The organism is Mesorhizobium sp. M7A.F.Ca.MR.148.00.0.0 (genome assembly GCF_003997735.1).
Classification (GTDB): Bacteria; Pseudomonadota; Alphaproteobacteria; order Rhizobiales; family Rhizobiaceae; genus Mesorhizobium.
Window position 1 is genome coordinate 1 of sequence record NZ_RZTB01000047.1, and the last position, 23,338, is coordinate 23,338.

Sequence of the window (23,338 nt, forward strand, 5' to 3'; positions counted from 1 at the left end):
GCGCTGAACCGCCGTGGCGAGGCGCTGCTGCCGGTCATCGGCAAGGCGCTCGCCAGCCAGGCGGATGTCACCATCGCCGAGACGTCGAAGACACTCATCCGCCTCGATGTCGCCAAGCCCGGCCGTGTCTTCACCGAGGAGGAGCGCAGCCGCGTCCCCTCGGTGTTTACGGTGCTGCGCGCCATCACCGCTCTGTTCAAGACCGAGGAAGACGCCAATCTCGGTCTCTACGGCGCTTTCGGCTACGACCTCGCCTTCCAGTTCGACCCGGTCGACTACAAGCTCGAGCGCAAGCCAAGCCAGCGCGACCTGGTGCTTTTCCTGCCCGACGAGATCCTGGTCGTCGACCATTATTCCGCCAAGGCCTGGACCGACCGCTATGACTATGCCGGCGAGGGTTTTTCGACCGAAGGGCTGCCGCGCGACGAAATCGCCGAGCCGTTCAAGAGCCCTGACCGCATCCCGCCGCGCGGCGACCATGAACCGGGCGAATACGCCAATCTGGTGCGCAAGGCGATGGATTCGTTCAAGCGCGGCGACCTGTTCGAGGTCGTGCCCGGCCAGATGTTCTACGAGCGCTGCGAGACGCAGCCATCCGAGATTTCGCGCAAGCTGAAAGCCATCAATCCGTCGCCCTATTCCTTCTTCATCAATCTGGGCGAAGGCGAATATCTGATCGGCGCCTCGCCGGAAATGTTCGTGCGCGTCAACGGCCGCCGCGTCGAGACCTGCCCGATCTCGGGCACCATCAAGCGCGGCGACGACGCCATTTCCGACTCAGAGCAGATCCTGAAACTGCTCAACTCGAAGAAGGACGAATCCGAGCTGACCATGTGCTCGGACGTCGACCGCAACGACAAGTCGCGGGTCTGCGAGCCGGGTTCGGTGCGTGTCATCGGCCGCCGGCAGATCGAAATGTATTCGCGCCTGATCCACACGGTCGACCACATCGAAGGCCGGCTGCGCGAAGGCATGGATGCTTTCGATGCCTTCCTGTCGCACGCCTGGGCGGTCACCGTCACCGGCGCGCCGAAATTGTGGGCCATGCGCTTCATCGAGCAGAACGAGAAAAGCCCGCGCGCCTGGTATGGCGGCGCGATCGGCATGGTCAATTTTAACGGCGACATGAACACCGGCCTCACCCTGCGCACCATCCGTATAAAGGACGGCATTGCCGAAGTGCGCGCCGGCGCCACATTGCTGTTCGACAGCATTCCCGAGGAAGAAGAAGCCGAAACCGAACTGAAGGCATCCGCCATGCTCTCCGCCATCCGCGACGCCAAGACAGGCAATTCCGCCAGCACCGAGCGCACGACCGCGCGCGTCGGCGACGGCGTCAACATCCTGCTGGTCGACCACGAGGATAGTTTCGTCCACACGCTGGCCAATTATTTCCGCCAGACCGGCGCCAACGTCTCGACCGTTCGCTCGCCGGTGCCTGAGGAAGTCTTCGACCGGCTGAAACCCGATCTCGTCGTGCTGTCGCCCGGCCCCGGCACGCCGAAGGACTTCGATTGCGCCGCAACCATCAAGAAGGCGCGCGCCCGCGAACTGCCGATCTTCGGCGTCTGCCTTGGCCTGCAGGCATTGGCGGAGGCCTATGGCGGCGAACTGCGGCAGCTGCACATACCGATGCACGGCAAGCCGTCGCGCATCCGGGTCTCCAAGCCCGGCATCATCTTCTCGGGCCTGCCCAAGGAAGTGACCGTCGGCCGCTACCACTCGATCTTTGCCGATCCGGTGCGCCTGCCCGACGATTTCATCGTCACAGCCGAGACCGAGGACGGCATCATCATGGCCTTCGAACACCGCAAGGAGCCTATCGCCGCGGTACAGTTCCACCCGGAATCGATCATGACGCTCGGCCACAATGCCGGCATGCGCATCATCGAGAACATCGTCGCCCACTTGCCCCGCAAGGCCAAAGAAAAGGCCGCCTGACGATCATGGCCGAAGCCGAGAATACGATGGCGATCGCGGCCAAGGCGGCCGCGAAGCGCAAAATCGCCAATCTCGCCTTCTGGTCGATTATCGTAGCTTTTGTCGTGCTCGTACTGAAAGCTGCCGCGTGGTACGTCACCGGCTCCGTGGCGCTCTACTCGGACGCCTTGGAATCGATCGTCAACGTCATTGCCTCGGTTGCAGCCTTCTGGGCGATCCAGGTCAGCCACAAGCCGGCCGACCAGGACCACCCTTTCGGCCATCACAAGGCCGAGTATTTCTCGGCGGTGCTGGAAGGCGTGCTGATCGTGCTCGCCGCCCTTTTGATCCTCAACGAGGTCTGGCGCCACTGGCAGACCCCGGCACCGCTCGAACAGCCTTGGGAAGGTCTTGCCGTCAACGGCGTCGCTACGGTCATCAACGCCTTCTGGGCGTGGACGTTGATCCGCGCCGGCAGGGCGGAGAAGTCACCGGCGCTGGTTGCCGACGGCAACCACATCATGACCGACGTGGTCACCTCGATCGGCGTCTTCGGCGGCCTCGTCGGAGCGATCCTGACCGGCTGGCAGATCCTCGACCCGGCACTTGCCGTCCTCGTGGCGCTGAACATCCTGTGGCAGGGCTGGCATGTCATCGGTTCGTCGATGAACGGCCTGATGGACCGCGCCGTCGACACCCAGGAACACATGCGCATCCGCGACGTCATCTCGGCCAATTGCAAGGGCGCGCTCGAGGTTCACGACCTCAAGACGCGCATCGCCGGCCGTGCCACCTTCATCGAGTTTCATCTGGTCGTCGACGCAGACATGTCGGTCGGCGCCAGCCATGTCATCTGCGACCGCATCGAGGACGCGCTGAAGGCCGAAATCCCCTCGGTGCGCGTCACCATCCATGTCGAGCCCGACGACGAGGCCAAGCTGCCGAAGGGCACGACGGCCGTGCCGTTTGCGTGAGGCGATTTCCGTCACGACCTGGGAAAATTAGCCGAAGCCTCCCAACTTCGTCATCCACGGGCGGAGCAGGAGCGAAGCTCCGTCGCGGAGACCCGAGGATCCATGCCGCGACCTGGGACGAAGCTTGCAGCGGAACAGAATCTGCACCGCAGCAGTGCTCGGATGTCACGGCATGGATCCTATGGTCTGCGCCGCGTCGCTTCGCTCCTTGCTCCGCCATAGGATGACGAAGCAACAGGCGCGTACCGCGAGAACTTCTGCACCGATGAACTCGTCGCTATCGGCCTTCAAAGATCGCCTCAACAAAATCGTCGTCAAGTGGCCCGGTCAAACTGTCGAGCCAGGCCCAGTCCTGCGCAAGCGGTTCGAGAACGACCGCTCGGCCCTCGCGACGGATTGAAATCTCGCTGCTTTCGAAACGGTATTTCTTCGGCATACGTACTGCTTGCGATCCGCCAGACCAAAAGACTTTTGCTTCATCCATTCGCCCCCTCCATTGAAGCTCAAGGTGAACAGGCCGATTGCGGCATTGGCTGCAGCCGATAGACCTTGTCGTCGGATTTCGTCTTGCCGTCGGCGGCCTTCGAGCACAGATCGACGGTCGCGAGTGCGCTGTTGGGATTGGCCAGCATCATCGTGCCGTCGACGCCGCGCTTGAGGAAAATCTCCTTCTGCGCGATGTCGCAGGAGAAATCGCTCATCTTCGCGCTGGCCGCGCAGCGCCACTGGTCGGCTTCGCCCTGGCAGGAATAGGTCTGCGTAACCTCAGCCGATTTCTGCCGTGTGGTGACGGTAACGGCAATGTCGGCGCCGTCTGGCCAGTTGGCGGCGTCGCCACCCGAGGCGAAGGACGCCAGCTCTACCTTGCCGCGGAAAACCCGGATCGACTGGGTGAGTTGATCGGGGTGCGAGCCGAGATGCGCTGCATCGTAGTCGCGCCCATAGCAGAAGGCCTGGTCCGGCTTCAGCCGCTCGCGCAGCGGCGGGCCTAGCGCCGGGTCGACCGGATCGATGCGCGCGAACTCCGCCTTGCAGGTCGCCGCTGGGATCGGGTCGAGGCGAAAATTGTCGTCATCCTTGCCGAGTGCCTGCCTGCTATATTCCGCAGCGCCAAGTTCTTCTTCCGAACCGGCATCGAGATAGATGTCGGGCTGCAGATCCGAGAGGAACAGCCGGCCCTTGTCGTCGACCTTCAGCGACGCAAGCGTCCGGTCGCATTCCATGCCGCAATGGATCGGGCCTGTCTGGCCGTCTTCGGACGCATGATTGCACCAGCCACCGGCCCATTCCGGCGACTTGGCGCCGCGCACGGTGGTGGCGATGAAGGCATTGTAGGACGTGTCGGAATTCGCGGTCGGTTCCTCGTTTGGCCGGCTGACCGGATCATGGCCGTAGTAGAAGAAGATCCGCGCCACCTTCTGCTTCGGGTGCGCCTTGAGATGCCCCGCATCATAGACGCGGCCGAAACAGGCATCAGCGCCGTTCGGACTGAGTTCGGTGAGCTTCAGCGCATCGTCGGCGGAGGCCGATCCGGCAAGCAAGCCAAGCAGCGCCGCGCCAAACCCGGCGCCGGCGACTGTCTTCCATTCCCCTGCCCTGAACGCCATGTGATCTCTCCTCCGCATCGACAGGACGCAACGTCAATTTATGCTAGTATTGCGGCCGCAGCCACGCAATTCGCGGCGGGCCGCCAAGCGGAGGAGGATTCCATGCGTCGGCGCGATATGTTCCGCGCGGTTCTTGCCGGAACCGGAACGCTTCTCGGTTTGCGGGCAGCACAGGCAGCCGCCACCGAGCCCGCAAGGCAAAAAGTCGCCTACCACTTGAGCGACACCGACAAGGTCAATTTCGTGCTCGGCAACATCAAGAACCACTATGAGGGCACCGGCGGCAATGTCGACATCGTGCTGGTCGTGCATGGTCCCGCGCTCGCGGCCTTCAAGTCGAAAGGCATATCGGCTGCGATTTCCGGGCGCTTCGCCGGCCTGGTGCGGCAGGGGCTGGAACCCCATGCCTGCGCCAACACCATGCAAGGCATGGATATTTCGCTCCCCGACCTGCTCGCCGGGTTTCATGCCGCCGACAAGGGCGGCGTCGTCAAACTCGCCGAACTGCAAGGCCAGGGTTACGCCTATCTGCATCCGTAGAGCGGTTTGTTTGGCGCAAATTCCCCTAGGGAAAGCGCTCCACACGTTTCCTTGAATTGCTCAAAGGCTTGAACACCGGGGTGGCAAGGGCCTACGAAGGACAGGCAGACCTCCCGGAGGAAGAACCGTGCCAGCCACCACACTCAGCATACCCGATCTTGCCGGCAAGGCAGTGCTGGTCACCGGTGCGTCGACCGGCATCGGAGCGGCGCTCGCGCTGGCCTATGCAGCGCAGAAATGCAAGGTGGCGCTGCACTACAATTCGAGTCAAGACGCCGCCGAGAAGCTCGGCCTGACGATTGCCGACAAGGGCGGCGAGGTGTTTCTCGTTCAGGGCGATTTTTCCGTTGCCGCCGATGTCGAGCGCGTCGTCGAGGACAGCGCGCAATATTTCGGCCGCCTCGACGGGCTGGTCAACAATGCCGGCGGCATGCTTGGCCGCATCCCTTATGCCGAGCAGACCGAGGCGCATTACGACGCTGTGATGGACCTCAATGCGCGCTCGGTGCTGACTGCTTCGCGCAAGGCGATCCCGTGGCTGAAGAAACAGGGCGGCTTCATCGTCAACACCTCCTCGATCGCCGCGCGCAACGGCGCCGGCGGCGGCGCCGGGCTTTACGGCTCAGCCAAGGCCTTCGTCTCCAATGTGACGCGCGGCATGGCCAAGGAACTGATCGGCTTCGGCATCCGCGTCAACGCGGTAGCGCCCGGAACCATTCTCACCCCGTTCCACGAGCGCTATTCGACCGACGAGCAGATGAAGGGCATGGTCGCCACCATTCCGCAGGGACGCGCCGGCACGGCGCAGGATTGCGTCGGCGCCTATCTGTTCCTCTCTTCGGACCTTCTCAGCGGCTACATCACCGGCCAGGTGATCGAGGTGAATGGCGGCCAGTTGATGCCTTGAACGGCTACCGGCATACTGGCGGTCTGCATGTTCTTGTCGAAAACCTCAAAGAGAGACAACGGAATGTACGGACTGATCGGCAAGATGCGGGCGGCGCGCGGCCAGCGTGACGCGGTCATGGACCTTCTGCGCGACAGTACAGGCGCCCTGCCGGGCTGCCTGAGCTATATCATCGCGCGCGACCCCGCCGATGCCGACGCGATCTGGGTCACCGAAGTGTGGACCGACGCCGAAAGCCACAAGGCCTCGCTGCAGCTTCCCGAAGTCCAGGCGGCGATCGCCAAGGCGCGGCCGTTCATCGCCGGCTTCGAATTCCAAGTCGAGACCCACCCCGTCGCCGGCTTCGGGCTGGCTGACGGCAAGACGGGGTGATCCGCCCACGGCTTATGCCGAGGCGAGGTTCGCACTCCAGGTGCAATATCGACAGGTGAACAATCTCGACCCCGGGTTTTGCCAGTCATCGCGCTCCACTTGTAATTCTCTGAAAATGGACTAAGTTCTGTGGACTAAGTCCATTTGGAGAAACCTGCGATGCAGACCGTGAACATCCACAATGCGAAGACCAATCTTTCACGTCTCGTTGACCGAGCTGCCAAAGGTGAGCCGTTCATCATCGCCAAGGCGGGCAAACCATTGGTGAAAGTCGTGCCTATCGATCAGCCGGCCTCGTCGCAGGCGCGAAGACTCGGTTTTATGGCCGGCCAGTTTTCCGTTCCCGACGATTTTGACCGCATGGGTGGCGAGGAGATTGAGCAACTGTTCGGTGTCAACACTTGAAACTGCTACTCGACACCCATTTGCTGCTGTGGGCGGCTGGCGAACCGGATCGGCTAACACCTGCGGCTCTCGCCGAGATTGAGGACCCCGAGAACGAATTGCTGTTCAGTCCCGCCAGCCTTTGGGAGATCGCAATCAAACGACGACTGGGACGGGATGATTTCCAGGTCGATCCCCGTTTGCTCCGGCGAGGCCTATTCGACAATGGCTATCACGACTTGCCGATCACCAGTGAACATGCCCTCGCCATCGACGGACTTCCGGCGATCCACAAGGATCCCTTCGATCGAATCCTGGTCGCCCAGGCAACCATTGAGGGGATTACCTTGCTGACGATGGACGATCTTGTCGCCCGTTATCCTGGTCCTATCCGAAAGCTCTGACACCTTGGTAAACTGCGTGACTCGCGCGTCACACAGCTTCCTTTTTCGGCAAAGCGGGGGTTCGCATCGTCCCGCTTCAAGTCTAAGACCGAAACATGGATTCCTCGGCCGAGCAGCCATCCCCGGACCTGCCCACACTCGAGCGCATGGCGCGGATGCGCAAGCTCTGGCAGTGGCTTGCCCTGCTGGTTGTTTCCCTGCTGTTTGCCGGCGCGCTGGAACTCGCCACTCTGCCGGCGGCGTTGCTGATCGGACCGATGCTGGCGGCCATCGTCGCCGGCACCAATGGCGCCACGGTGCGTGTGCCGCGCCTTCTGTTCGGCGCCGCCCAGGCGATCGTCGGCTGCCTCGTCGCCAGCTCGATCTCGGCCGACATCTTTCCGGTCTTCTACCAGGAATGGCCGCTGTTTTTCGGCGTCGTGGTGGCGACCGTCACTGCCTCCAGCCTGCTCGGCTGGCTGATCAGCCGCTGGCGCATCCTGCCCGGCACCACCGCCGTCTGGGGCTCGTCGCCGGGTGCGGCCACCGCCATGGTGCTGATGGCCGGTGCCTTCGGTGCCGACCAGCGTCTCGTCGCTTTCATGCAATATCTGCGCGTCATCTTCGTCTCGATGACCGCAGCACTCGTTGCCAAGATGTGGGTCGACACCTCGGGCGTCGAAATCCCGCCCATCGTCTGGTTTCCGCCGATCGACCGCCAGGCCTTCGCCGCCACCATCGGCATCGCGCTGGTTGGCGGCCTGGCGGGAAAGATTTTCCGGCTGCCCTCGCCCTTCTTCCTCGGCACCTTTATCTTCGGCACCGTCGTCCATCTTGGCTTGGGCGTGGAGATGCAATTGCCGCAATGGCTGCTGGCCGTCAGCTACGCCATGGTCGGCTGGTCGATCGGCCTGAACTTCACAAGGGCGATCCTGCGCCATGCAACGCGCGCATTGCCGCAGATAATCGCCTCGATCGTGGCGCTGATCGCCTTTTGCGGCGTCCTTGCCTTCCTGATCAGCCATCTCCTGGGCATCGATCCGCTGACCGCCTATCTGGCGACCAGCCCCGGCGGCATGGACAGCATCGCCATCATCGCCGCCGCCGCGCAGAACGTCGACATCTCCTTCGTCATGGCCCTGCAATCGGCACGCTTCCTGATCGTGCTGCTGGTCGGCCCGAGCGTCGCTAGGCTGGTGGCCAGAAGCGTCAGGCAATAAGCAGCGACTAGTCCTCGCCGCCCTCGCCCACGCTATGCACATCCCGACGCCAGTAGGCCGTAACCAGGTGCCGGTCGCGCGGCAGGCCCCACTGCTTGCGCACGATCTTGCGTATCTCCCGGAAATCGCCGAATTCGCAACTTGCCCAGACGTACAGGCCGTCGGCAAGCGCCATGTGATTGCGCTCACGCAAGGCGGTCGACAATAGGCCCGCGGTGCCGGCCTCGAGGCCGCGCCGGTAAAGCCAGGTGATGTCGATATTGTCCCCTTGCGCCAGCGCCATTCGGTCATCCGGGCTATCGACCTCGATCAGCGCCTCGGCACGTGTTGATGGCGGCAGATGCTCCAAAATCCTGCCGATGGCGGGCAGCGCGGTGTCGTCGCCGAGCAGAAGCAAGGTCTGCGCCACCGGGGCGTCGCCGCCGCCGGGTCCGATCATGCCGATGACTTCTCCCGCCCGTGCGTTTTGCGCGAATGTGGCGGCGGGCGTGTTCTGGCCGGGGTGCAACACGAAATCGACATCGAGCCAACCGCTTGCGGCATCCAGCGCCCGGATCGTGTAGACCCGCACGGCAAGCGCATCGTCGCCAGAAGGCCAGACGATCAAGCCGTCAGCGCCCATCGTCGGCCAAACCAGCCGGCGGCCAGGCGGCGGCAGCAGCAGCCGCATGTGCAGGCCGCCATGGCTAAATCGGCCGAGATCCTTGCCGGCGAAGCGCAGGCGCTGCATATGCGCCGATATCCGCGTCGACGACATCACCGTGATCTCGCGGAAGAAGACCGGAGTACCGGCGTCGCTGCCGTCGCCTTGCCAATGGATGCCCTTGGTCGTGCCGAGATGTTCGGCGACATGGCCGGCGACCGTCATCTTCATGTAGGACAGGCAGGTTTCGTCTGTCGCTGCGACGCGGATCAGCACGCTTTCATCATCGAGCGTAGCGCTCAACGAGCCGTAGTAGAGGCGGAGCTCCCACTGGTCGGCAACGCCAGTGTCGATCTCGAATTCGCTGTGCTCTGCGCGCAGCCGGTCCATCACCGATCTGATCGCCGCGTCGCTGATCCGGGTTTGCGCGCTAAGTTGGTCCATCGCTCAAGTCCTTCGAAACGGTTCGGGCAAGGCGCCGCGCGGCACCCTCACCGTCAGCGGCATGCCACAGCCGCTCCGATGTTTCCACATAAACATGACAATATTAATCATATTTATTCGATGAGTTGGCTACGAGCCGCTTGTCGCAGCAAGTCGCTCGGGAAGGAAATCAACGAAGACGCGCACCTTCGGCGACAGATGGCGATTGGAGGGCCACAGCATCCGGAACTGGCCACGGCCGTCGACATGACCATCGAGGACGGTACGCAGCCTGTCTTCGTGCAGCGCCTCGCGCACCAGGAAATCCGGCATGCAAGCTATGCCGAGGCCGGCGAGCGTGGCGCCCTTCAAGGCTTCCATGTTGTTGCAGGTCAGCATCGAGCGGATCTGCGGTTCGGCGCTTCCGGTAGTGAACGGCCACTCCAGCAGCCTGCCGCTGTTCAGGAAGCGGAAGTTTATGCCGAAATGTCTGATGAGATCAGCCGGCACGCTGGGGGCGCCATGGCGGTCCAGGTAGGAGGGCGCCGCGCACAGCAGCATGCGAAAGGGCGCAACGGGTCTCGACACAAGGCGCGAATCCGGCAGTTCGCCGCTGCGGATCGCGACATCGATACCCTCGTCGATGACGTCGACGATCCGGTCGTTGAAATCGATGTCGAGCTCGATCTCGGGATAGCGTGCCATGAACTCCGACAGCACCGGCAGCAGCAGATGATAGGTGACGATCGGGGTGGATATGCGCAGCCGCCCACGCGGTGTTTCCCGTGTCTGCGACAGCATCGCCTCGGCATCGTCGATGTCGTCGAGGATGCGGCGCACCCGCTCGTTGAACAGCTTGCCCTCTTCCGTCAGGCCAATGCGCCGCGTGCTGCGCTGCAGGAGCCGCACGCCGAGTTCCTGCTCGAGCCGGGCGACACTTTTGCCCACAGCGGAAGCCGAGATGCCAAGCGCCCGCCCGGCGGCGACGAAACTGCCGAATTCGGCGGTGCGGGCGAAGGCCAGGAGCCCGTTGAGACGATCCATTGCGTCATTCCATTCGAGCGTTTCAGTCCGATATGCCAGGAGATATAACACCATTTTTCCTGAAATGCCGACGACCTATCTTGTCATCACGACCGGCTCCGCAATCGCGCGGGCCACCGGCGAGTACTGTTTCAGATAGGGAAATCCATGACTTCCTGGACCACAACCGGCTCTGCCGAGAGATGGCTCGTGCTCTTGTCCGTGTGCCTTGCCGCGATGACGATGCCCTTGACCTTCACCGGTCCGGCCGTCGCTCTGTCGCGCATCGCGGCCGATCTCGGCGGCAGTCCGATCGAGCTCAACTGGGTGACAAACGCCTTCATGCTGACCTTCGGCGCCACCCTGATGGCGTCGGGCGCTCTGGCCGACAATCATGGGCGCAAGCGCCTCTTCCTCGTCGGCCTCTCCCTCTATGTCCTGGCGTCGCTGGGCGCGATGCTGGCGCCGGACATCATCTGGTTCGACATTTTCCGGGCCGCGCAGGGTATCGGCAGTGCGGCCGCCTTCGCTGGCGGCGCCTCGGCACTTGCCCAGGAATTCGAAGGGCCGTTGCGGCTGCGCGCCTTCAGCTTTCTCGGCACCAGTTTCGGTATCGGCCTCGCCTTCGGCCCGATCGCGTCGGGCCTGCTCATCTCTGCATTCGGCTGGCGGTCGATCTTTCTTCTGGTTGCAGCACTCGCGATTGCCGCCGCAATGCTCGGCCTGCGGACCATCAGGGAATCGCGAGACCCGGATGCGACTGGCCTCGACTGGGCGGGAGCCGGCACTTTCACGATCGCGCTCGCGTCGCTGACCTATGGCGTACTCCAGGCTCCACAGAGCGGCTGGGCCGATCCCCTTGTCGTCACCCTTCTGGCCGCTTCTGTCATCTGTTTTGTCGCCTTCGTCTTTGTCGAGCGGCGAGCACAACGGCCGATGCTTGACCTCACGCTGTTTGCCTATCCCCGCTTCGTCGGCGTCCAGTTTCTGGCTGCGGCACCCGCTTACGCCTTTGTCGTCCTGCTCGTCCTGTTGCCGATCCGCTTCATCGGCATCGAGGGCATGAGCGAGATCAAGGCCGGGCAATTGATGATCTGCCTATCAGGCCCGCTGCTGATCCTGCCGATGCTCGCCGGACAGCTGGCGCGCTGGATCGCGCCGGCCACGATCTGCGGCGTCGGCCTGCTCGTCGCTGCCGCCGGGCTTGTCTGGCTGAGCCTGACACCACCGGTCGATAGTGCGCTGGTGGCGCCGCTGATGCTGATCGGCGTCGGCATCGCTTTGCCCTGGGGATTGATGGACGGGCTCGCCGTCAGTGTCGTGCCGAGAGAGCGCGCCGGCATGGCGGTCGGCATCTTCAACACCACCCGCGTCGCTTGCGAGGGCGTGGCGCTGGCGATCGTCATGGCGACCCTTTCCGGCTTTACCGCCGCGCATCTCGCCGCACAGGGAACGGCATCTTCGACGCAGGCAGCAGCGGCAGCCCAACTGCTGGTGACCGGCAATCTCGGCGAAGCAGCACAACATCTGCCCCAGGCTGGAGCCATTGTTCTGGTCCAGGCCTACGAGGCGGCGTTCGACAGGTTGCTGATCGTGCTGGCGGCAATCACCGTCATGACCGCTATCGTCGTCTTCCTTGGCCTGCGTCGCGGATCGGCGTCGGAACACGAGACCGTCGCTCTGCCGGCAGGCCAGGAAGGGTAGCTGTCAGCGGACGAGCCCCGCTGTCAGTCGAGCCTGTGCATCAGGTCCTCATCCAGCCAACGGCCGAAGAAATAGACCAGTTGCTTGTGCCACCATGGCCAGTCGTGGCTGACATCGCCGCCCCAGTAGTCGACCCAAGCGGGAATGGATTTGTCGCGCAGGATCTGTTCCAGCCTGCGCGTCTCGACCAGCATCCGCTCTTCCCAGGCGCCCTGGCCGCAGCAGAAGATCAGCCTGAGCGCCTTCAGCCGGGCCAGCAGTTTGGGATCGACGATGCCGGGCAGATAGTCGAGCGGCGAGTTGTAGAAAATGTCGCCCTCGAGCGCTTTGCCGAAGAAGTCGCGCGCCGAATAGACGCCCGACAGGGCAATGACGCCGCTGGCGAGTTCAGGAAAGCGGAAGACGAAGTTCGACGAGTGATAGCCGCCCATCGAACAGCCCGAGAACAGCGGCTTCAGCTTGCGCCCGCCATTGGCCTGCTCGGCTGTGGACAGGAAGTCCGGCAGCGCCTCCTCGCGCACATAGCGGAAATAGGCCTCGTGGCGGGCGATGCGGTGGGCGGCGTCGGCATGCTTGTCGAAGAAGGATTCAGAATCGACGCCGTCGACCGTGAACAGCTGGATGCGGCCGGTGTCGATGAATTCGGCCAGTGCGCCCACCCCGCCGGAATCCTCGAACTGGTAGAACCGGCCCTGCGAGGTCGGGAACACCACCACCGGCCGGCCGGCATGGCCGTAGCGCTTGTATTCCATGTCGCGGCCGAGCTGGCTCGAGAAATTCTTGTGATAGGAAATGTCCATCGCCTCACGCCTTTTCCGCGTGGATGTACGCGACCGCTGCACGCAACGCTGCTTCGTCCTTCGAGCGCATCTGGTAGGCGTAATTTCCCATGGCGCGGCTGAAAACCTCTTCGATGGCCTGATGGTGGACGATCTTGTCACGCTGCGCGGCTAGCACGTCCTCATGGCTGTGCAAATAGTGGAGGCGCCGCTTGCGGCTGGCATAGGCGGTGAAATACTTCCCCTCGTAGGGGCCGCCGGCGGCATCCCTGACCACCATGTCGGCCCATGCCGCGTAGACATCGATGTCGAACGTGTAGTTGATCGCATCGGTCATCCAGGCGCCGGGCGGGCGCATGTTGACCTCCAGCGCGATGACCCGGTCGTCCTTGGTCTCAAACAGCTCGATGTGGAAGAAGCGTTCGCGCACGTCGAATGCTTTCAGGATCTTGCGGCCGGCCTCCTCGACCGCCGGGCTGATCCTGGGAAAGCAGGTGTAGCTCATATGGCGGTCCTTGTTGACCACCTCCATGACGCTCTGGTCGTAGCGGTGGCTGGCCGCCAGCACCACCTCGCCGTCGCGGTTGACCAGCCCGTCGAAGGTCACCACCAGCCCCTCTATGAACTGCTCCATGACGAAGGTCACGTCCTCGGGCTTGTCCCGGAAGAACTGGTCGAGCTCTTTGGCGTTGGAGATCTTGAAGGTGTTCGATGCGCCGGAACCGCTGTCGGGCTTGACCACGACGGGGTAGCCGACGCGCCGGATGAAAGTCATGGCCCCGGCACGGTCAGAGCATTTGCGCTGCGCGATGGTGTCGACGCCGCTCTTGCGGAAGAAGGCACGCATGCGGCTCTTGCGCTTAAGGTTCTTCACGAAATCGAGCTTGGTGCCGTAGATGTTGAAGTCGGTGCGTATGTTGGCTTCCAGCTCAAGCCAATGTTCGTTGAGCGATTCAAAACGGTCGATACGGCCCCATTTGTGGACGAAATGCCCCATCGCCCGAAACACCGGATCGTAGTCTTCCATGTTGGCGACGCGGTAATATTCCGAAAGGGCTGCTTTCAGCTTGGCGTCGAGCGCGTCATAGGGCGCGTCGCCGATACCGAGCACCCTGGCCCCGGCCTTCTTCAAGCGGTCGCAGAAATCCGCGCCGTTGGCGGGAAAATGCGGCGAGAAGAACACGAAATTCATGGACGACCCCTCCCGCGACAGGGGCATCGAAACCCTGTCGATGCCCGAGTCTGGCGCATTTGCCGCGCGTGGGGAAGAGCGCGCATGTTCGGGACAACATCCGACAGATCACGGCCGCCACGCGGCCCCCACTTGCCTCTCACAAGCCGCTCCTGTAAGAGAACCGCCATGAACACGCGCGCCACCAACGCTTCCCGTTCGACCGGTTTTTCCGGCGAGACCGTGCGAGCGCTGGCTTCGACCCTGCTTCTTCTCGGCCTTATCGGCGATCGCCGGGTTCGCTGAAGGAGCGCCCGGCGGTCGAACCGCCGCGCAAGCGCATGCTCCTTGGCAATCACATCAAGCGAACGAAATTCTGGTAAAGGCGCCGCTCGCCATCAATCCACCGAAGGTGGATCCATGAGCCGCCGGGAGAACCGACGATGAACGCACGAGAAGAAATCCGCTCCGATGCCGCGGTAGCCGACACGGATTCGGCCAAAGGGATGCCCGACGCGGCTCGCAAATATCAGCCCTATCCGACCGTCGGCCTCACCGACCGGACCTGGCCTTCGAAGGTGATCGACAAGGCGCCGATCTGGTGCTCGGTCGACCTGCGCGACGGCAACCAGGCGCTGATCGATCCGATGGGCCATGAGCGCAAGGCACGCATGTTCGGCCTGCTGCTCGACATGGGCTTCAAGGAGATCGAGATCGGCTTCCCGTCGGCATCGCAGACCGATTTCGACTTTGCCCGCTGGTGCATCGAGGAAGGCAACGTGCCCGCCGATGTCTCGCTGCAGGTGCTGGTGCAGTGCCGGCCGGAGTTGATCACCCGCACCTTCGAGGCGCTGAAGGGCGCCACCAACCCGATCGTCCATTTCTACAATTCGACCAGCGAGCTGCAGCGTCGCGTCGTCTTCGAAAAGGACGTCGGCGGCATCAAGCGCATCGCCACCGACGCCGCCAAGATGATCACGGACATGGCGGCCAAGGCCGGCGGAGGCTTTCGTTTCGAGTATTCGCCGGAGAGCTTTACCGGCACCGAGCTGGAAGTGGCGCTGGAGATCTGCAACGCCGTCACAGAGATCGTCAGGCCGACGGCGGACAACAAGCTGATCATCAACCTGCCCTCGACGGTCGAGATGTCGACCCCCAACATCTATGCCGACCGCATCGAGTGGATGTGCCGCAACCTCGACAACCGGGAAAACCTGCTGGTCTCGCTGCATCCGCACAATGACCGCGGCACCGGCATCGCCACCACCGAGCTCGGCCTGATGGCCGGCGCCGACCGTGTCGAAGGCACGCTGTTCGGCAATGGCGAGCGCACCGGCAATGTCGACATCGTCACGCTGGCGCTGAACATGTACACGCAAGGTGTCGATCCGTTGATCGACTGCTCCGACATCAACCGGATGAAGGACGTCTACGAATACTCGAACCAGTTGAAGATCCCCGAGCGCCACCCCTATGTCGGCGAACTCGTCTACACTGCCTTTTCCGGTTCGCACCAGGATGCCATCAACAAGGGCATGAAGGCGCTGAAGAAGGCCAATACGAGCCTGTGGGAAGTGCCCTATCTGCCGATCGACCCGGCCGATGTCGGACGCAGCTACGAAGCCATCATCCGCATCAATTCGCAGTCCGGCAAGGGCGGCATCGCCTATGTGCTGCAGGCCGATTACGGCCTCAACCTGCCGCGCAATCTGCAGATCGAGTTCAGCCAGGAAATCCAGGCGATCACCGATGCCGAGGGCAAGGAAGTGCCGGCCAGGCGCATCTACGAGCGCTTTATCGAGACCTATGTCGACCAGCCCGGCGCGCGGCTGAAATTCCTCGATCACCACACCTATCCCAGCACCGAGATCAAGGCCCGGCGCGTCGTCGAGGCGGTCATCCTCGACGACGGCAAGGAAGTGACGATTACAGGCACGGGTACCGGCCCGATCGATGGTTTCGTCAATGCGCTGTCGCGCCATGTCGGCGTCGAGATGTCGGTGCTCGACTATTCCGAGCACTCGATGCAGCGCGGCTCGAACGCGTCGGCCATTTCGTATGTCGAGATGGAGTATCCCCAGGGCAAGCTGTTCGGCGCCGGCATCAACACCAACATCGTCGCCGCCTCACTGGAGGCGGTGATGTCTGCCGCGAACCGTATCGTCGGTAAAAAAGCCGGCTGACGCCCGACGGGAACAAAGATCGGAACCCACCCAACCTGGTGACGGTTCCGATCTTTCGGGCCATTAACCACCGCGGAATTATCCGGTGGGTACGTGATCGCATAACGGGGTGTATACTTGTGTGGTGGTGCGGGACCTATATGATCGCGCCTCAACCTGTGCCGACTTCGAGAGGATCGACACTTGCAGCATGCCACGCCTGCCGCCCCCGCAGTGCGCGAGACACTGGAGCGACTGCTTGCCAGCCAAACGTTCGGCCGATCCGAACGCGCGCGCAAGCTGCTGCGTTATCTTGTCGAACGTGAACAGGCCGGCGAAGCCGACAGGCTCAAGGGCTTTTCCATTGCCATGGATGTTTTCGGCAAGGACGGCGACTTCGATCCGTCCACCGATGCCGTGGTGCGTGTGCAGGCAGGCAGGCTGCGCGAGCTTCTGCAGCATTATTTTGCAAATGAGGGAATCGCCGAGCCGGTCCGCATCGCCATTCCGCGCGGCGGCTATGTTCCAGCCTATGAATTGAACGCGATCCGCCTGCCCGATATTGCCGAGGCTGTTCCCGAACTCAGGCTGGACGGCGCCGCATCCGCCGATCAGTCGAACGAAGCCGGCACGGGCATGCTGGACGCGATGTCTCTGGCTTCCGTACCATCTTCGCCGGCTCCCTCGGTGGCGCGCCATCTCCGCTTTTTCTGGATGGCGATCGCCTTGGTCATCGCCATGCTGGGCGTACTGATCCTTCGCCAGGGCAGCACTGCCTTGCTGGCAGGCGGCGACATCTCGGCAACGCCGGAGATCGCTGGCGCAACCGCAAGCATCACGGCATCGGCAAGGGCTGACGCCCTGCCGCAAGTCTATATCGGACTGAAGGCTGACGGCCCCGACGCCAGCCGTGTCGCCGCATCGCTGCGCGCCGGCCTGAGTGGCTTCGATACGATCGACTTCATCGGCCGCGACACCGCCGGCGATCCGGCCGACGACGCGACGAGCTTCATATTCGACGTCCTATCTGGACCGGACGCAGGCGACATCACGATCGAACTGCAAAGCATGGCGTCCGGACGGGTGCTTCTATCGCGCAATCTCACCCCCGCCGACAGCGCACCTGCCGCGGTCGAAGACCGTATCGCCGACATGCTGAGCTCGGCGCTCCCCGCCTCCGGCACCATCTACAACTATATCGAGCAGACCGGCACGCCAAACGGTCTGACGCAATGTCTGCTGCTCAACGGCAAATATTATCTGGACCAGAACGCCAGGACCCATGAGGCGGCCTATCGTTGCCTCGAGAAGCTGGCCAATGGTGGAACCAAGTCCTCGCTCGTCTATTCGGAACTTGCTTCCCTGCATCTCGAGGCCGTGTCCGATCATTACGCCTATCCGCCCAACGCGACGATTGAAACAGCCGTCGAGTTTGCCCATCGCGGCGTGCAGATGGGTCCGACCAGCCCTTATGCCCATCGCTCCTACGGCTATGTCAGTTCGCGCCTCGGCAATACGGACGAAGCGATCCGCTGGATGCGCAAAGCCTATGAACTCAACCCCTACGATCTCGGCATGGCCGCCGCTTACGGCTACGGGCTGATCTTCGCCGGACGATATGTTGAGGGAACGCCGATCCTTGATCATGCGGCGGAGACCTTCAGCGGGCACCCGACATGGTGGGATTATGGGCTGTTCGTCGGTGAGCTCATGCTCGGCGACATGAACAAGGCAGTCGCAGCCAGCATGGCCCTGAGAACGACGGCAACGAAATCACACTATCTGGCGGCGCGGCTGATCGGCGCCAAGGCTGCCGGACAGGATCATCTGGTGAGCACGCTGCTGAAACAACTGACCACCGAGTTCCCCAAATTTGCCGCCGATCCGCGGGCGACTTTCGTCGAGCGGAAATATCCGGCCGACCTGACCGACCGGCTGGTCCAGGCACTCCGCGCTGCCGGGCTCGGCAGCCAAAGCTGACACCATCGACGTCCGCGCACTGGCTGTGCCGCGTCCCGATGGATTTCCTGCGCTCCGATCGCCGATTGGTCGCCAAGCTCTGTACACAACCGTACAAATCGCGAAAATTTTACTGGTCATCACGTTGGACTAGGAGCAATTCAGCCACCATTGGGTGTCGCGCATTCTGCAATAACAAAAAATCAGCTTTCATGACCGCATCACTTTTTGCCGCCGAAGAGGGTGTTGGCTCGAAGGCCATCGTCCTGTTGCACGGTTTCGGCGGCTGCCATGATGTATGGCACGAGGTGATTTCCGCCCTGACGCCTTCCACGCATACGCTGGCCTATGATCTGCCTGGGCACGGGTTGTCGCTCGATTTTCCCGCCGCCGGTCCCGCCAGGGTGGCAGCCAAGGCCGTGCTCGCCGATCTCTCGGAGCGCCGCCTGAAGCGCGTTCATCTCGTGGGCCACTCGATGGGCGGTGCCGTGGCGGCGCTGATGGCGCTGGCCGAGCCCGAAAAGATAGCCTCACTGACGCTTCTGGCGCCGGGCGGCCTTGGCCCCGAAATCAATGGACCGCTGTTGCGCCGCTATGCCGAAGCCGCGGATCGGTCCGAGATCCGCTCCTGCCTCGCCGTCATGTCGGGGCCTTCAGCCCCGCCGCTCGAACATACGGTGGACACCCTTTGGGAAATGCGCAGGCGACCCGGCCAACTCGAAAAGCTCGTCGAGATCGCAGCCGCCATGACCGTGGACGGTCGGCAAGGCGTCATCCCACACGATCGCCTCGATGGACTGAACATGCCGGTGATGGTGGCATGGGGAATCAGCGATGCGGTGCTGCCCTTTACCCAGACGGATGACCTGCCGGCGCATTTTCACGTGCACCACGTGCTGGAGGCCGGCCATATGCTGGCTGAGGAAGCCCCCGACCTTGTTGCCGAGATCATTCGCCGCAACACCAATCGTCGCGCCAGGCCACACCGCCAGAAATTCGCCGCCGCAGCCAGCTGACCTTTTTCGCGCACGACAACCTTCCTGGACACCCGGGGCCGTCGATCTCGCCAGTGCATTTTGCCGGCGGCTGTGTTAACCCGGTGTTAACCAAACCTACGAGGCAGACGCCGATGAAGGAAGCAGGCGAGAAGACCATCGACCAGTCCAAGAAACTGTCCGATGCCATCCGTGATGTCAAAAATGCCTTCGCCGACCGCGACGACGTCGTCGTCGACATGCGCGAGGCGCATCGCATGCGTCTCGATCTGCTCGCCGCAGAACTGGCACCGGTTTTTGCCGATGTTCCGGCCGATATGGACAATTTCGACTTTGTCGTCTCGTCCGGCTTGCAGCCGCGCCTGTGGATCGACGCCATCAGCCATGTCGCCATGGGGCGCGACCGCCGGACCTATCGCTTCCTCAAGGACACCCGTATCGGCCGAGTGGTGCTTGCCGAATCCACCGAGATGAAGCCGGTTGCCGATTCCGTGACGCGCTATGTCGCCGAGCGCATCGTCGAGCGTCAGAGGATGCTGGAAGGCGGCGTCGAACCCGCCGTCGCCGGCCTGAAACGTGCCTATGTGCCGGAAGCCGAACCGCCGCTGCGCGCAACGGAGCGCGGCAAACGCTGGTCGGCCCTTCTGTCCGGGCTTGGCCTGGTCGCTGCCGGCGCACTGGTCGGCCTTGTGGTGTCGGTCGTCCTGTTCTGGGACCGCATCGTGGCCATGGTTGTCAATTTGCGGCCATAGCGGCCTCGGCGCCAAGCTCCACCGTCTGCAGATCGGATGGCGGTATGGACGGCCCGGTCAGGCCGCGCCGTGTCAGCCGGATCCGCCAATTGCCCGCCTCGCCGTCAATGTCGAACAGATTGTACTGCGCCGCCGGGTTCTTGCCGCCCGGCGCCTGGCCGGCGGCAGCGACACCGACCGCCGGGATCCTGACGCCGCGACCGCCTATGAAGAACAGCGACGGCAGATGCGAATGGCCGTGCAGCACAAGGTCGGCGCCGTGGCGACGAATGATCTTGTTGAAGCGGGCAATGCCGAACAGCCGCTTGTGCTGCGGGACCGCACCGCGCACCGGCGGATGATGGATCATGATGACGCGGAACAGCCCCTGTCCGGCGGTATCCCCAAGGATTTTGCCGAGCCGCTTCGCTTGGCCTTCCATGAAGAAACCATTGGCCATGAAGGGTGCCGTGGCGCGCGCCGTCGAGACACCGATCAGCGCGACGTTGCCGCGCACGCGCAGATAGGGAAATGCGTTACGATCGACCGGCGTGTTGACACCGTCGCCGCTCATCCACGCCGCCCAGGATCGGCAGACCTTGTCGAAGGCGCCTGGCACATAGGCATCGTGATTGCCCGGAACGACCGAAACATCATGCGGCGGTCCCAGCGTCTCCAGCCAGTGCCTGGCCATCTCGATCTCGCCGTCGAGCGCCAGATTGACCAGGTCGCCGGTGACGGCGAGGTGGTCAGGCGTGTTCGCCTTGATGTCTGCGACGATCGTGTCGATGACCGCATCATGCATATGGCGGCGGCGGTTGCGCTGCCAGTTGACATAGCCGAGCACGCGCTTGGAGGCGAGATCGCGATAGGATACATCGGGGAGCGGCCCCAGATGGACATCGGAAATATGCGCGAGCCTGAACATACAACCTTCATAGGCGACGCGCGCGCGGCTTTCCACCCACGGTTTCGCTATCAATGACGAGCCCTGAAGATGCTGTCCGCCAGACCGGCTGGCCAGGTTTGAGGGCCAGGCTGTTCCATCTCTATTTCGTGCTGCGGAGGCCGATGACGCTTGGCGTACGCGGCCTGATCCACGACAGGGCGTCCAAGTCCGTCTTCCTCATTCGCCATACCTACGTACCAGGCTGGCAGCTGCCCGGCGGCGGCGTCGAAGTCGGCGAGACGATGAACGAGGCACTGGCCCGTGAACTGGCCGAGGAAGGCAACATCGCTCTCACCGCCCCGCCGGTGTTCAAATCGATGCATTTCAACCGCCGCTCCAGCCGCCGCGACCATGTCGGCTTTTATTTGCTCGAGCATTTCAGCCAGACGGCGCCGAAGCGGCCGGATCACGAAATCGCCGAAGCCGGCTTCTTCCCGCTCGACCGCTTGCCGCAGGGCACGACGCCCGCGACGCTGCGCCGGATCGCCGAGGTTTTTGACGGCGAGCAGCCCTCGCCCTACTGGTAGATCAGGCCGCCGCTTTCTCGAACCGCGCCCGGTCGTGTGGCGCGCCATAATCCAGTTCCGGTCCGACAGGCACAATCCGCGTCGGATTGATCGTCTGGTGGCTGCCGTAATAATGCGCCTTGATGTGAAGCAGGTTCACCGTCCCGGCCACACCAGGCATCTGGTAGAGATCACGCAGATAGTTGGACAGGTTCGGGTAGTCGGCGATACGGCGCAGATTGCATTTGAAATGGCCGACATAAACCGGATCGAAGCGCACCAGCGTGGTGAACAGCCGCCAGTCGGCCTCGGTGATAGGACCACCGACGAGATAGCGCTGCTTCGACAGCCGCTCCTCCAGCGTATCCAGCGCTGTGAACACCTCACCGAACGCCTCTTCATAGGCACGTTGCGTGGTGGCGAAGCCGGCGCGATAGACGCCGTTGTTGACCGCGGGATAGACCAGCGCATTGATGCGATCGATCTCGCCGCGCAATGCCTTCGGATAGAAATCGAGGCTGGCGTCGCCCCATTCGTCGAAGGCTGAATTCAGCATGCGGATGATTTCGGAAGACTCGTTGGAGACGATGGTCTGCTCCTTTTTGTCCCACAGCACCGGCACAGTCACCCTGCCCGAATAGGCGGGATCGGCCTTGGCATAGATCTGGTGCAGGAAGTCGAGGCCATAGAGCATGTCGCCCGTGGCGCCGTCCTCAGCCACGAACGTCCAGCCGTTGGCGCCCATGAAATGATGCACCACCGACACCGATATGACGCCTTCCAGCTTCTTCAGCGCGCGAAAGATCAACGTCCGGTGGGCCCACGGACAGGCAAGCGAGACATAGAGGTGATAGCGGCCGGGCTCGGCCTTGAAACCACGCGTTCGGCCTTCGGCAGGCGCCCCGTCAACGGTGACCCAGTCGCGCCATTGCGACTGCGTCCGCACGAACCTGCCACCATTGTCCGCTGTATCGTACCAGCGGTCCTGCCATCTTCCTTGGACCAGCATTCCCATGCAAATCTCCTTGCGTCCTGTTGGTTGATGTGGGCGCAAGGCTGCCCTGTCGAAGACGTCAGGTGCTGAACAGACCGTCACTTGGCGGAAATGACGAACAAAACGGCCGATTGCAGCGGCGGGAAATTGATGCTAGCGGACAATCCGCATGTTCGATTTTGCTTTGATCCGGTTTGACCGACGACGAAAGGGCGCCCGCGCTTGATGAAGCGCTGACTGGCGAATGCTGCCGTTTGCAGCAACCTTTCCTCTTTACCGGAACGCAAAGACCATGAGCCTTGCCGACGTGAAATACCTGCCGGAAACCCCGGCGCACGACCCCGAGATCGAAGCCATCAACGACGAAGCCTTCGGGCCCGGCCGCTTTGTGCTGGCCGCCTACAAGATTCGTGAGGCCGGAGGGCACGAGCGCTCGCTGTCCTTTGTCGCCGTCGATGGCGACATCGTCGTCGCCTCGGTGCGCATGACCCGCATCGCCGCCGGTGCCGGCCGCGCATTGATGCTCGGGCCGCTCGCGGTGCGGCCGGCCTTCAAGAATCTCGGCATCGGCCGCCGGTTGGTGGCGATCGCGCTGGAGGCCGCCGCCCGGGCCGGCGCACCTGCCGTCATGCTGGTCGGTGACGAACCCTATTACGGGCCGCTCGGTTTCAAGCGGATTCCGCGCGGCCAGATTTCGATGCCGCGCCCCGTCGATCTCGACCGGCTGCTGTCGCACGAGATCGCGCCGGGCGCGGTCGCCAGGCTCTTGGGCGAGGTCTGCCACGCCGATCAGGCCAGGGTGGCCGATCCTGTCGCCGCGATGACTTGACCTTTCCCGTCGATCTGGCGCCTGATCCGTCCCACTGTTCCTGAGATCAAAGGATGACGTCATGAACCCCAACGGCCAGATCGCGATCGTCACCGGCGGCGGCTCCGGCCTTGGCGAGGCAACGGCGCGCGCGCTGGCCGCCAAGGGCGCCCGCGTCGCCATC

General features: G+C 63.0%; 23 protein-coding genes and 1 pseudogene (1 of these 24 cut by a window edge). 16 read left to right on the forward strand and 8 right to left on the reverse strand.

Features of this window, described 5'->3' with window-relative positions; all coding sequences use genetic code 11:
- Both EOB49_RS18240 and EOB49_RS18245 read left to right on the forward strand, forming a co-directional pair.
- The coding region (locus tag EOB49_RS18240; protein ID WP_127381800.1) for an anthranilate synthase at positions 1–1,941 on the forward strand (1,941 nt) is incomplete at its 5' end.
- A gap of 5 nt (positions 1,942–1,946) precedes the next feature.
- Positions 1,947–2,894, forward strand: coding sequence for a cation diffusion facilitator family transporter (locus EOB49_RS18245; protein WP_127381801.1), 948 nt, complete (start codon positions 1,947–1,949; stop codon positions 2,892–2,894).
- A 277-nt stretch (positions 2,895–3,171) separates the two neighbouring features.
- On the opposite strand, the gene vapB is transcribed toward EOB49_RS18245, so the two are convergent.
- Positions 3,172–3,378 carry a type II toxin-antitoxin system VapB family antitoxin gene (vapB, locus tag EOB49_RS18250; RefSeq protein ID WP_127321531.1) on the reverse strand — a complete coding sequence of 69 codons (207 nt, stop codon included), beginning with the start codon at positions 3,376–3,378 and terminating at the stop codon, positions 3,172–3,174.
- Positions 3,379–3,397: 19 nt separating this feature from the next.
- Positions 3,398–4,501 carry a hypothetical protein gene (locus EOB49_RS18255; protein ID WP_127381802.1) on the reverse strand — a complete coding sequence of 368 codons (1,104 nt, stop codon included), beginning with the start codon at positions 4,499–4,501 and terminating at the stop codon, positions 3,398–3,400.
- 102 nt (positions 4,502–4,603) lie between these two features.
- On the opposite strand from EOB49_RS18255, the gene EOB49_RS18260 reads away from it, so the two are divergent.
- From EOB49_RS18260 to EOB49_RS18285, 6 genes are all read left to right on the forward strand, one after another.
- On the forward strand, positions 4,604–5,041 hold the full coding sequence (locus EOB49_RS18260) for a DsrE family protein (protein ID WP_127270547.1): 438 nt from the start codon (positions 4,604–4,606) through the stop codon (positions 5,039–5,041).
- Between the two features lie 127 nt (positions 5,042–5,168).
- The gene (locus EOB49_RS18265) at positions 5,169–5,948 is read left to right on the forward strand and encodes an SDR family oxidoreductase (protein WP_127270549.1); all 780 of its coding nucleotides are present in this window, start codon (positions 5,169–5,171) and stop codon (positions 5,946–5,948) included.
- 63 nt (positions 5,949–6,011) lie between these two features.
- The gene (locus EOB49_RS18270) at positions 6,012–6,320 is read left to right on the forward strand and encodes a putative quinol monooxygenase (protein WP_127320720.1); all 309 of its coding nucleotides are present in this window, start codon (positions 6,012–6,014) and stop codon (positions 6,318–6,320) included.
- A 159-nt stretch (positions 6,321–6,479) separates the two neighbouring features.
- On the forward strand, positions 6,480–6,725 hold the full coding sequence (locus EOB49_RS18275; protein WP_127381803.1) for a type II toxin-antitoxin system prevent-host-death family antitoxin: 246 nt from the start codon (positions 6,480–6,482) through the stop codon (positions 6,723–6,725).
- The gene (locus tag EOB49_RS18280) at positions 6,722–7,108 is read left to right on the forward strand and encodes a type II toxin-antitoxin system VapC family toxin (protein ID WP_127381804.1); all 387 of its coding nucleotides are present in this window, start codon (positions 6,722–6,724) and stop codon (positions 7,106–7,108) included. Before EOB49_RS18275 ends, EOB49_RS18280 begins: the two co-directional genes overlap by 4 nt.
- A 95-nt stretch (positions 7,109–7,203) precedes the next feature.
- Positions 7,204–8,307, forward strand: coding sequence for an AbrB family transcriptional regulator (locus tag EOB49_RS18285; protein WP_127381805.1), 1,104 nt, complete (start codon positions 7,204–7,206; stop codon positions 8,305–8,307).
- 7 nt (positions 8,308–8,314) lie between these two features.
- Here EOB49_RS18285 and EOB49_RS18290 read toward each other — a convergent pair whose 3' ends face one another.
- Complete coding sequence (locus EOB49_RS18290) at positions 8,315–9,394, reverse strand: siderophore-interacting protein (RefSeq protein ID WP_127381806.1); 1,080 nt, start codon at positions 9,392–9,394, stop codon at positions 8,315–8,317.
- Positions 9,395–9,523: 129 nt separating this feature from the next.
- Positions 9,524–10,417, reverse strand: a complete 894-nt coding sequence (locus tag EOB49_RS18295) for a LysR family transcriptional regulator (protein ID WP_127269787.1) — start codon at positions 10,415–10,417, stop codon at positions 9,524–9,526.
- A 147-nt stretch (positions 10,418–10,564) separates the two neighbouring features.
- On the opposite strand from EOB49_RS18295, the gene EOB49_RS18300 reads away from it, so the two are divergent.
- Positions 10,565–12,100, forward strand: a complete 1,536-nt coding sequence (locus EOB49_RS18300) for an MFS transporter (protein ID WP_127381807.1) — start codon at positions 10,565–10,567, stop codon at positions 12,098–12,100.
- A gap of 23 nt (positions 12,101–12,123) precedes the next feature.
- On the opposite strand, the gene EOB49_RS18305 is transcribed toward EOB49_RS18300, so the two are convergent.
- Both EOB49_RS18305 and EOB49_RS18310 read right to left on the reverse strand, forming a co-directional pair.
- A complete protein-coding gene (locus EOB49_RS18305; RefSeq protein ID WP_127326753.1) occupies positions 12,124–12,900 on the reverse strand; it encodes an esterase family protein in 777 nt (258 codons plus the stop codon).
- Positions 12,901–12,904: 4 nt separating this feature from the next.
- Positions 12,905–14,071, reverse strand: coding sequence for an ATP-grasp domain-containing protein (locus EOB49_RS18310; RefSeq protein ID WP_127271680.1), 1,167 nt, complete (start codon positions 14,069–14,071; stop codon positions 12,905–12,907).
- Positions 14,072–14,493: 422 nt separating this feature from the next.
- Here EOB49_RS18310 and leuA point away from each other — a divergent pair, with 422 nt between their 5' ends.
- From leuA to EOB49_RS18335, 4 genes are all read left to right on the forward strand, one after another.
- A complete protein-coding gene (gene leuA / locus EOB49_RS18320; RefSeq protein WP_127381809.1) occupies positions 14,494–16,233 on the forward strand; it encodes a 2-isopropylmalate synthase in 1,740 nt (579 codons plus the stop codon).
- Positions 16,234–16,416: 183 nt separating this feature from the next.
- Positions 16,417–18,192: a hypothetical protein gene (locus EOB49_RS18325; RefSeq protein WP_127381810.1), complete on the forward strand. Its 1,776-nt coding sequence runs from the start codon at positions 16,417–16,419 to the stop codon at positions 18,190–18,192.
- A 191-nt stretch (positions 18,193–18,383) separates the two neighbouring features.
- The gene (locus tag EOB49_RS18330; protein WP_127381827.1) at positions 18,384–19,187 is read left to right on the forward strand and encodes an alpha/beta fold hydrolase; all 804 of its coding nucleotides are present in this window, start codon (positions 18,384–18,386) and stop codon (positions 19,185–19,187) included.
- 113 nt (positions 19,188–19,300) lie between these two features.
- A complete protein-coding gene (locus tag EOB49_RS18335; protein WP_127267380.1) occupies positions 19,301–19,918 on the forward strand; it encodes a hypothetical protein in 618 nt (205 codons plus the stop codon).
- Here EOB49_RS18335 and EOB49_RS18340 read toward each other — a convergent pair.
- Positions 19,902–20,825: a metallophosphoesterase gene (locus EOB49_RS18340; protein ID WP_127381811.1), complete on the reverse strand. Its 924-nt coding sequence runs from the start codon at positions 20,823–20,825 to the stop codon at positions 19,902–19,904. The genes EOB49_RS18335 and EOB49_RS18340 overlap by 17 nt on opposite strands.
- Before the next feature lie 53 nt (positions 20,826–20,878).
- Between EOB49_RS18340 and EOB49_RS18345 the strand changes: the two genes are divergently transcribed.
- Complete coding sequence (locus EOB49_RS18345; protein WP_127317847.1) at positions 20,879–21,373, forward strand: NUDIX domain-containing protein; 495 nt, start codon at positions 20,879–20,881, stop codon at positions 21,371–21,373.
- Between the two features lies 1 nt (position 21,374).
- On the opposite strand, the gene EOB49_RS18350 is transcribed toward EOB49_RS18345, so the two are convergent.
- Positions 21,375–22,367, reverse strand: a complete 993-nt coding sequence (locus tag EOB49_RS18350) for a glutathione S-transferase family protein (protein ID WP_127381812.1) — start codon at positions 22,365–22,367, stop codon at positions 21,375–21,377.
- 271 nt (positions 22,368–22,638) lie between these two features.
- On the opposite strand from EOB49_RS18350, the gene EOB49_RS18355 reads away from it, so the two are divergent.
- Together EOB49_RS18355 and EOB49_RS18360 are read left to right on the forward strand one after the other, a co-directional pair.
- Positions 22,639–23,175: an N-acetyltransferase gene (locus tag EOB49_RS18355; protein ID WP_127381813.1), complete on the forward strand. Its 537-nt coding sequence runs from the start codon at positions 22,639–22,641 to the stop codon at positions 23,173–23,175.
- Positions 23,176–23,236: 61 nt separating this feature from the next.
- Positions 23,237–23,338: pseudogene (locus EOB49_RS18360) on the forward strand (3-hydroxyacyl-CoA dehydrogenase); it runs 682 nt beyond the window's last position.

Coding starts and splice junctions, on each gene's coding strand:
- EOB49_RS18340 (WP_127381811.1), bottom strand. CDS start 20,825: ATGTTCAGGCTCGCGCATATTTCCGATGTCCATCTGGGGCCGCTCCCC.
- EOB49_RS18290 (WP_127381806.1), bottom strand. CDS start 9,394: ATGGACCAACTTAGCGCGCAAACCCGGATCAGCGACGCGGCGATCAGA.
- EOB49_RS18355 (WP_127381813.1), top strand. CDS start 22,639: ATGAGCCTTGCCGACGTGAAATACCTGCCGGAAACCCCGGCGCACGAC.
- EOB49_RS18270 (WP_127320720.1), top strand. CDS start 6,012: ATGTACGGACTGATCGGCAAGATGCGGGCGGCGCGCGGCCAGCGTGAC.
- leuA (WP_127381809.1), top strand. CDS start 14,494: ATGAACGCACGAGAAGAAATCCGCTCCGATGCCGCGGTAGCCGACACG.
- EOB49_RS18310 (WP_127271680.1), bottom strand. CDS start 14,071: ATGAATTTCGTGTTCTTCTCGCCGCATTTTCCCGCCAACGGCGCGGAT.
- EOB49_RS18295 (WP_127269787.1), bottom strand. CDS start 10,417: ATGGATCGTCTCAACGGGCTCCTGGCCTTCGCCCGCACCGCCGAATTC.
- EOB49_RS18260 (WP_127270547.1), top strand. CDS start 4,604: ATGCGTCGGCGCGATATGTTCCGCGCGGTTCTTGCCGGAACCGGAACG.
- EOB49_RS18285 (WP_127381805.1), top strand. CDS start 7,204: ATGGATTCCTCGGCCGAGCAGCCATCCCCGGACCTGCCCACACTCGAG.
- EOB49_RS18255 (WP_127381802.1), bottom strand. CDS start 4,501: ATGGCGTTCAGGGCAGGGGAATGGAAGACAGTCGCCGGCGCCGGGTTT.
- EOB49_RS18330 (WP_127381827.1), top strand. CDS start 18,384: ATGACCGCATCACTTTTTGCCGCCGAAGAGGGTGTTGGCTCGAAGGCC.
- EOB49_RS18300 (WP_127381807.1), top strand. CDS start 10,565: ATGACTTCCTGGACCACAACCGGCTCTGCCGAGAGATGGCTCGTGCTC.
- EOB49_RS18350 (WP_127381812.1), bottom strand. CDS start 22,367: ATGGGAATGCTGGTCCAAGGAAGATGGCAGGACCGCTGGTACGATACA.
- EOB49_RS18245 (WP_127381801.1), top strand. CDS start 1,947: ATGGCCGAAGCCGAGAATACGATGGCGATCGCGGCCAAGGCGGCCGCG.
- EOB49_RS18305 (WP_127326753.1), bottom strand. CDS start 12,900: ATGGACATTTCCTATCACAAGAATTTCTCGAGCCAGCTCGGCCGCGAC.
- EOB49_RS18345 (WP_127317847.1), top strand. CDS start 20,879: ATGACGAGCCCTGAAGATGCTGTCCGCCAGACCGGCTGGCCAGGTTTG.
- EOB49_RS18275 (WP_127381803.1), top strand. CDS start 6,480: ATGCAGACCGTGAACATCCACAATGCGAAGACCAATCTTTCACGTCTC.
- vapB (WP_127321531.1), bottom strand. CDS start 3,378: ATGGATGAAGCAAAAGTCTTTTGGTCTGGCGGATCGCAAGCAGTACGT.
- EOB49_RS18335 (WP_127267380.1), top strand. CDS start 19,301: ATGAAGGAAGCAGGCGAGAAGACCATCGACCAGTCCAAGAAACTGTCC.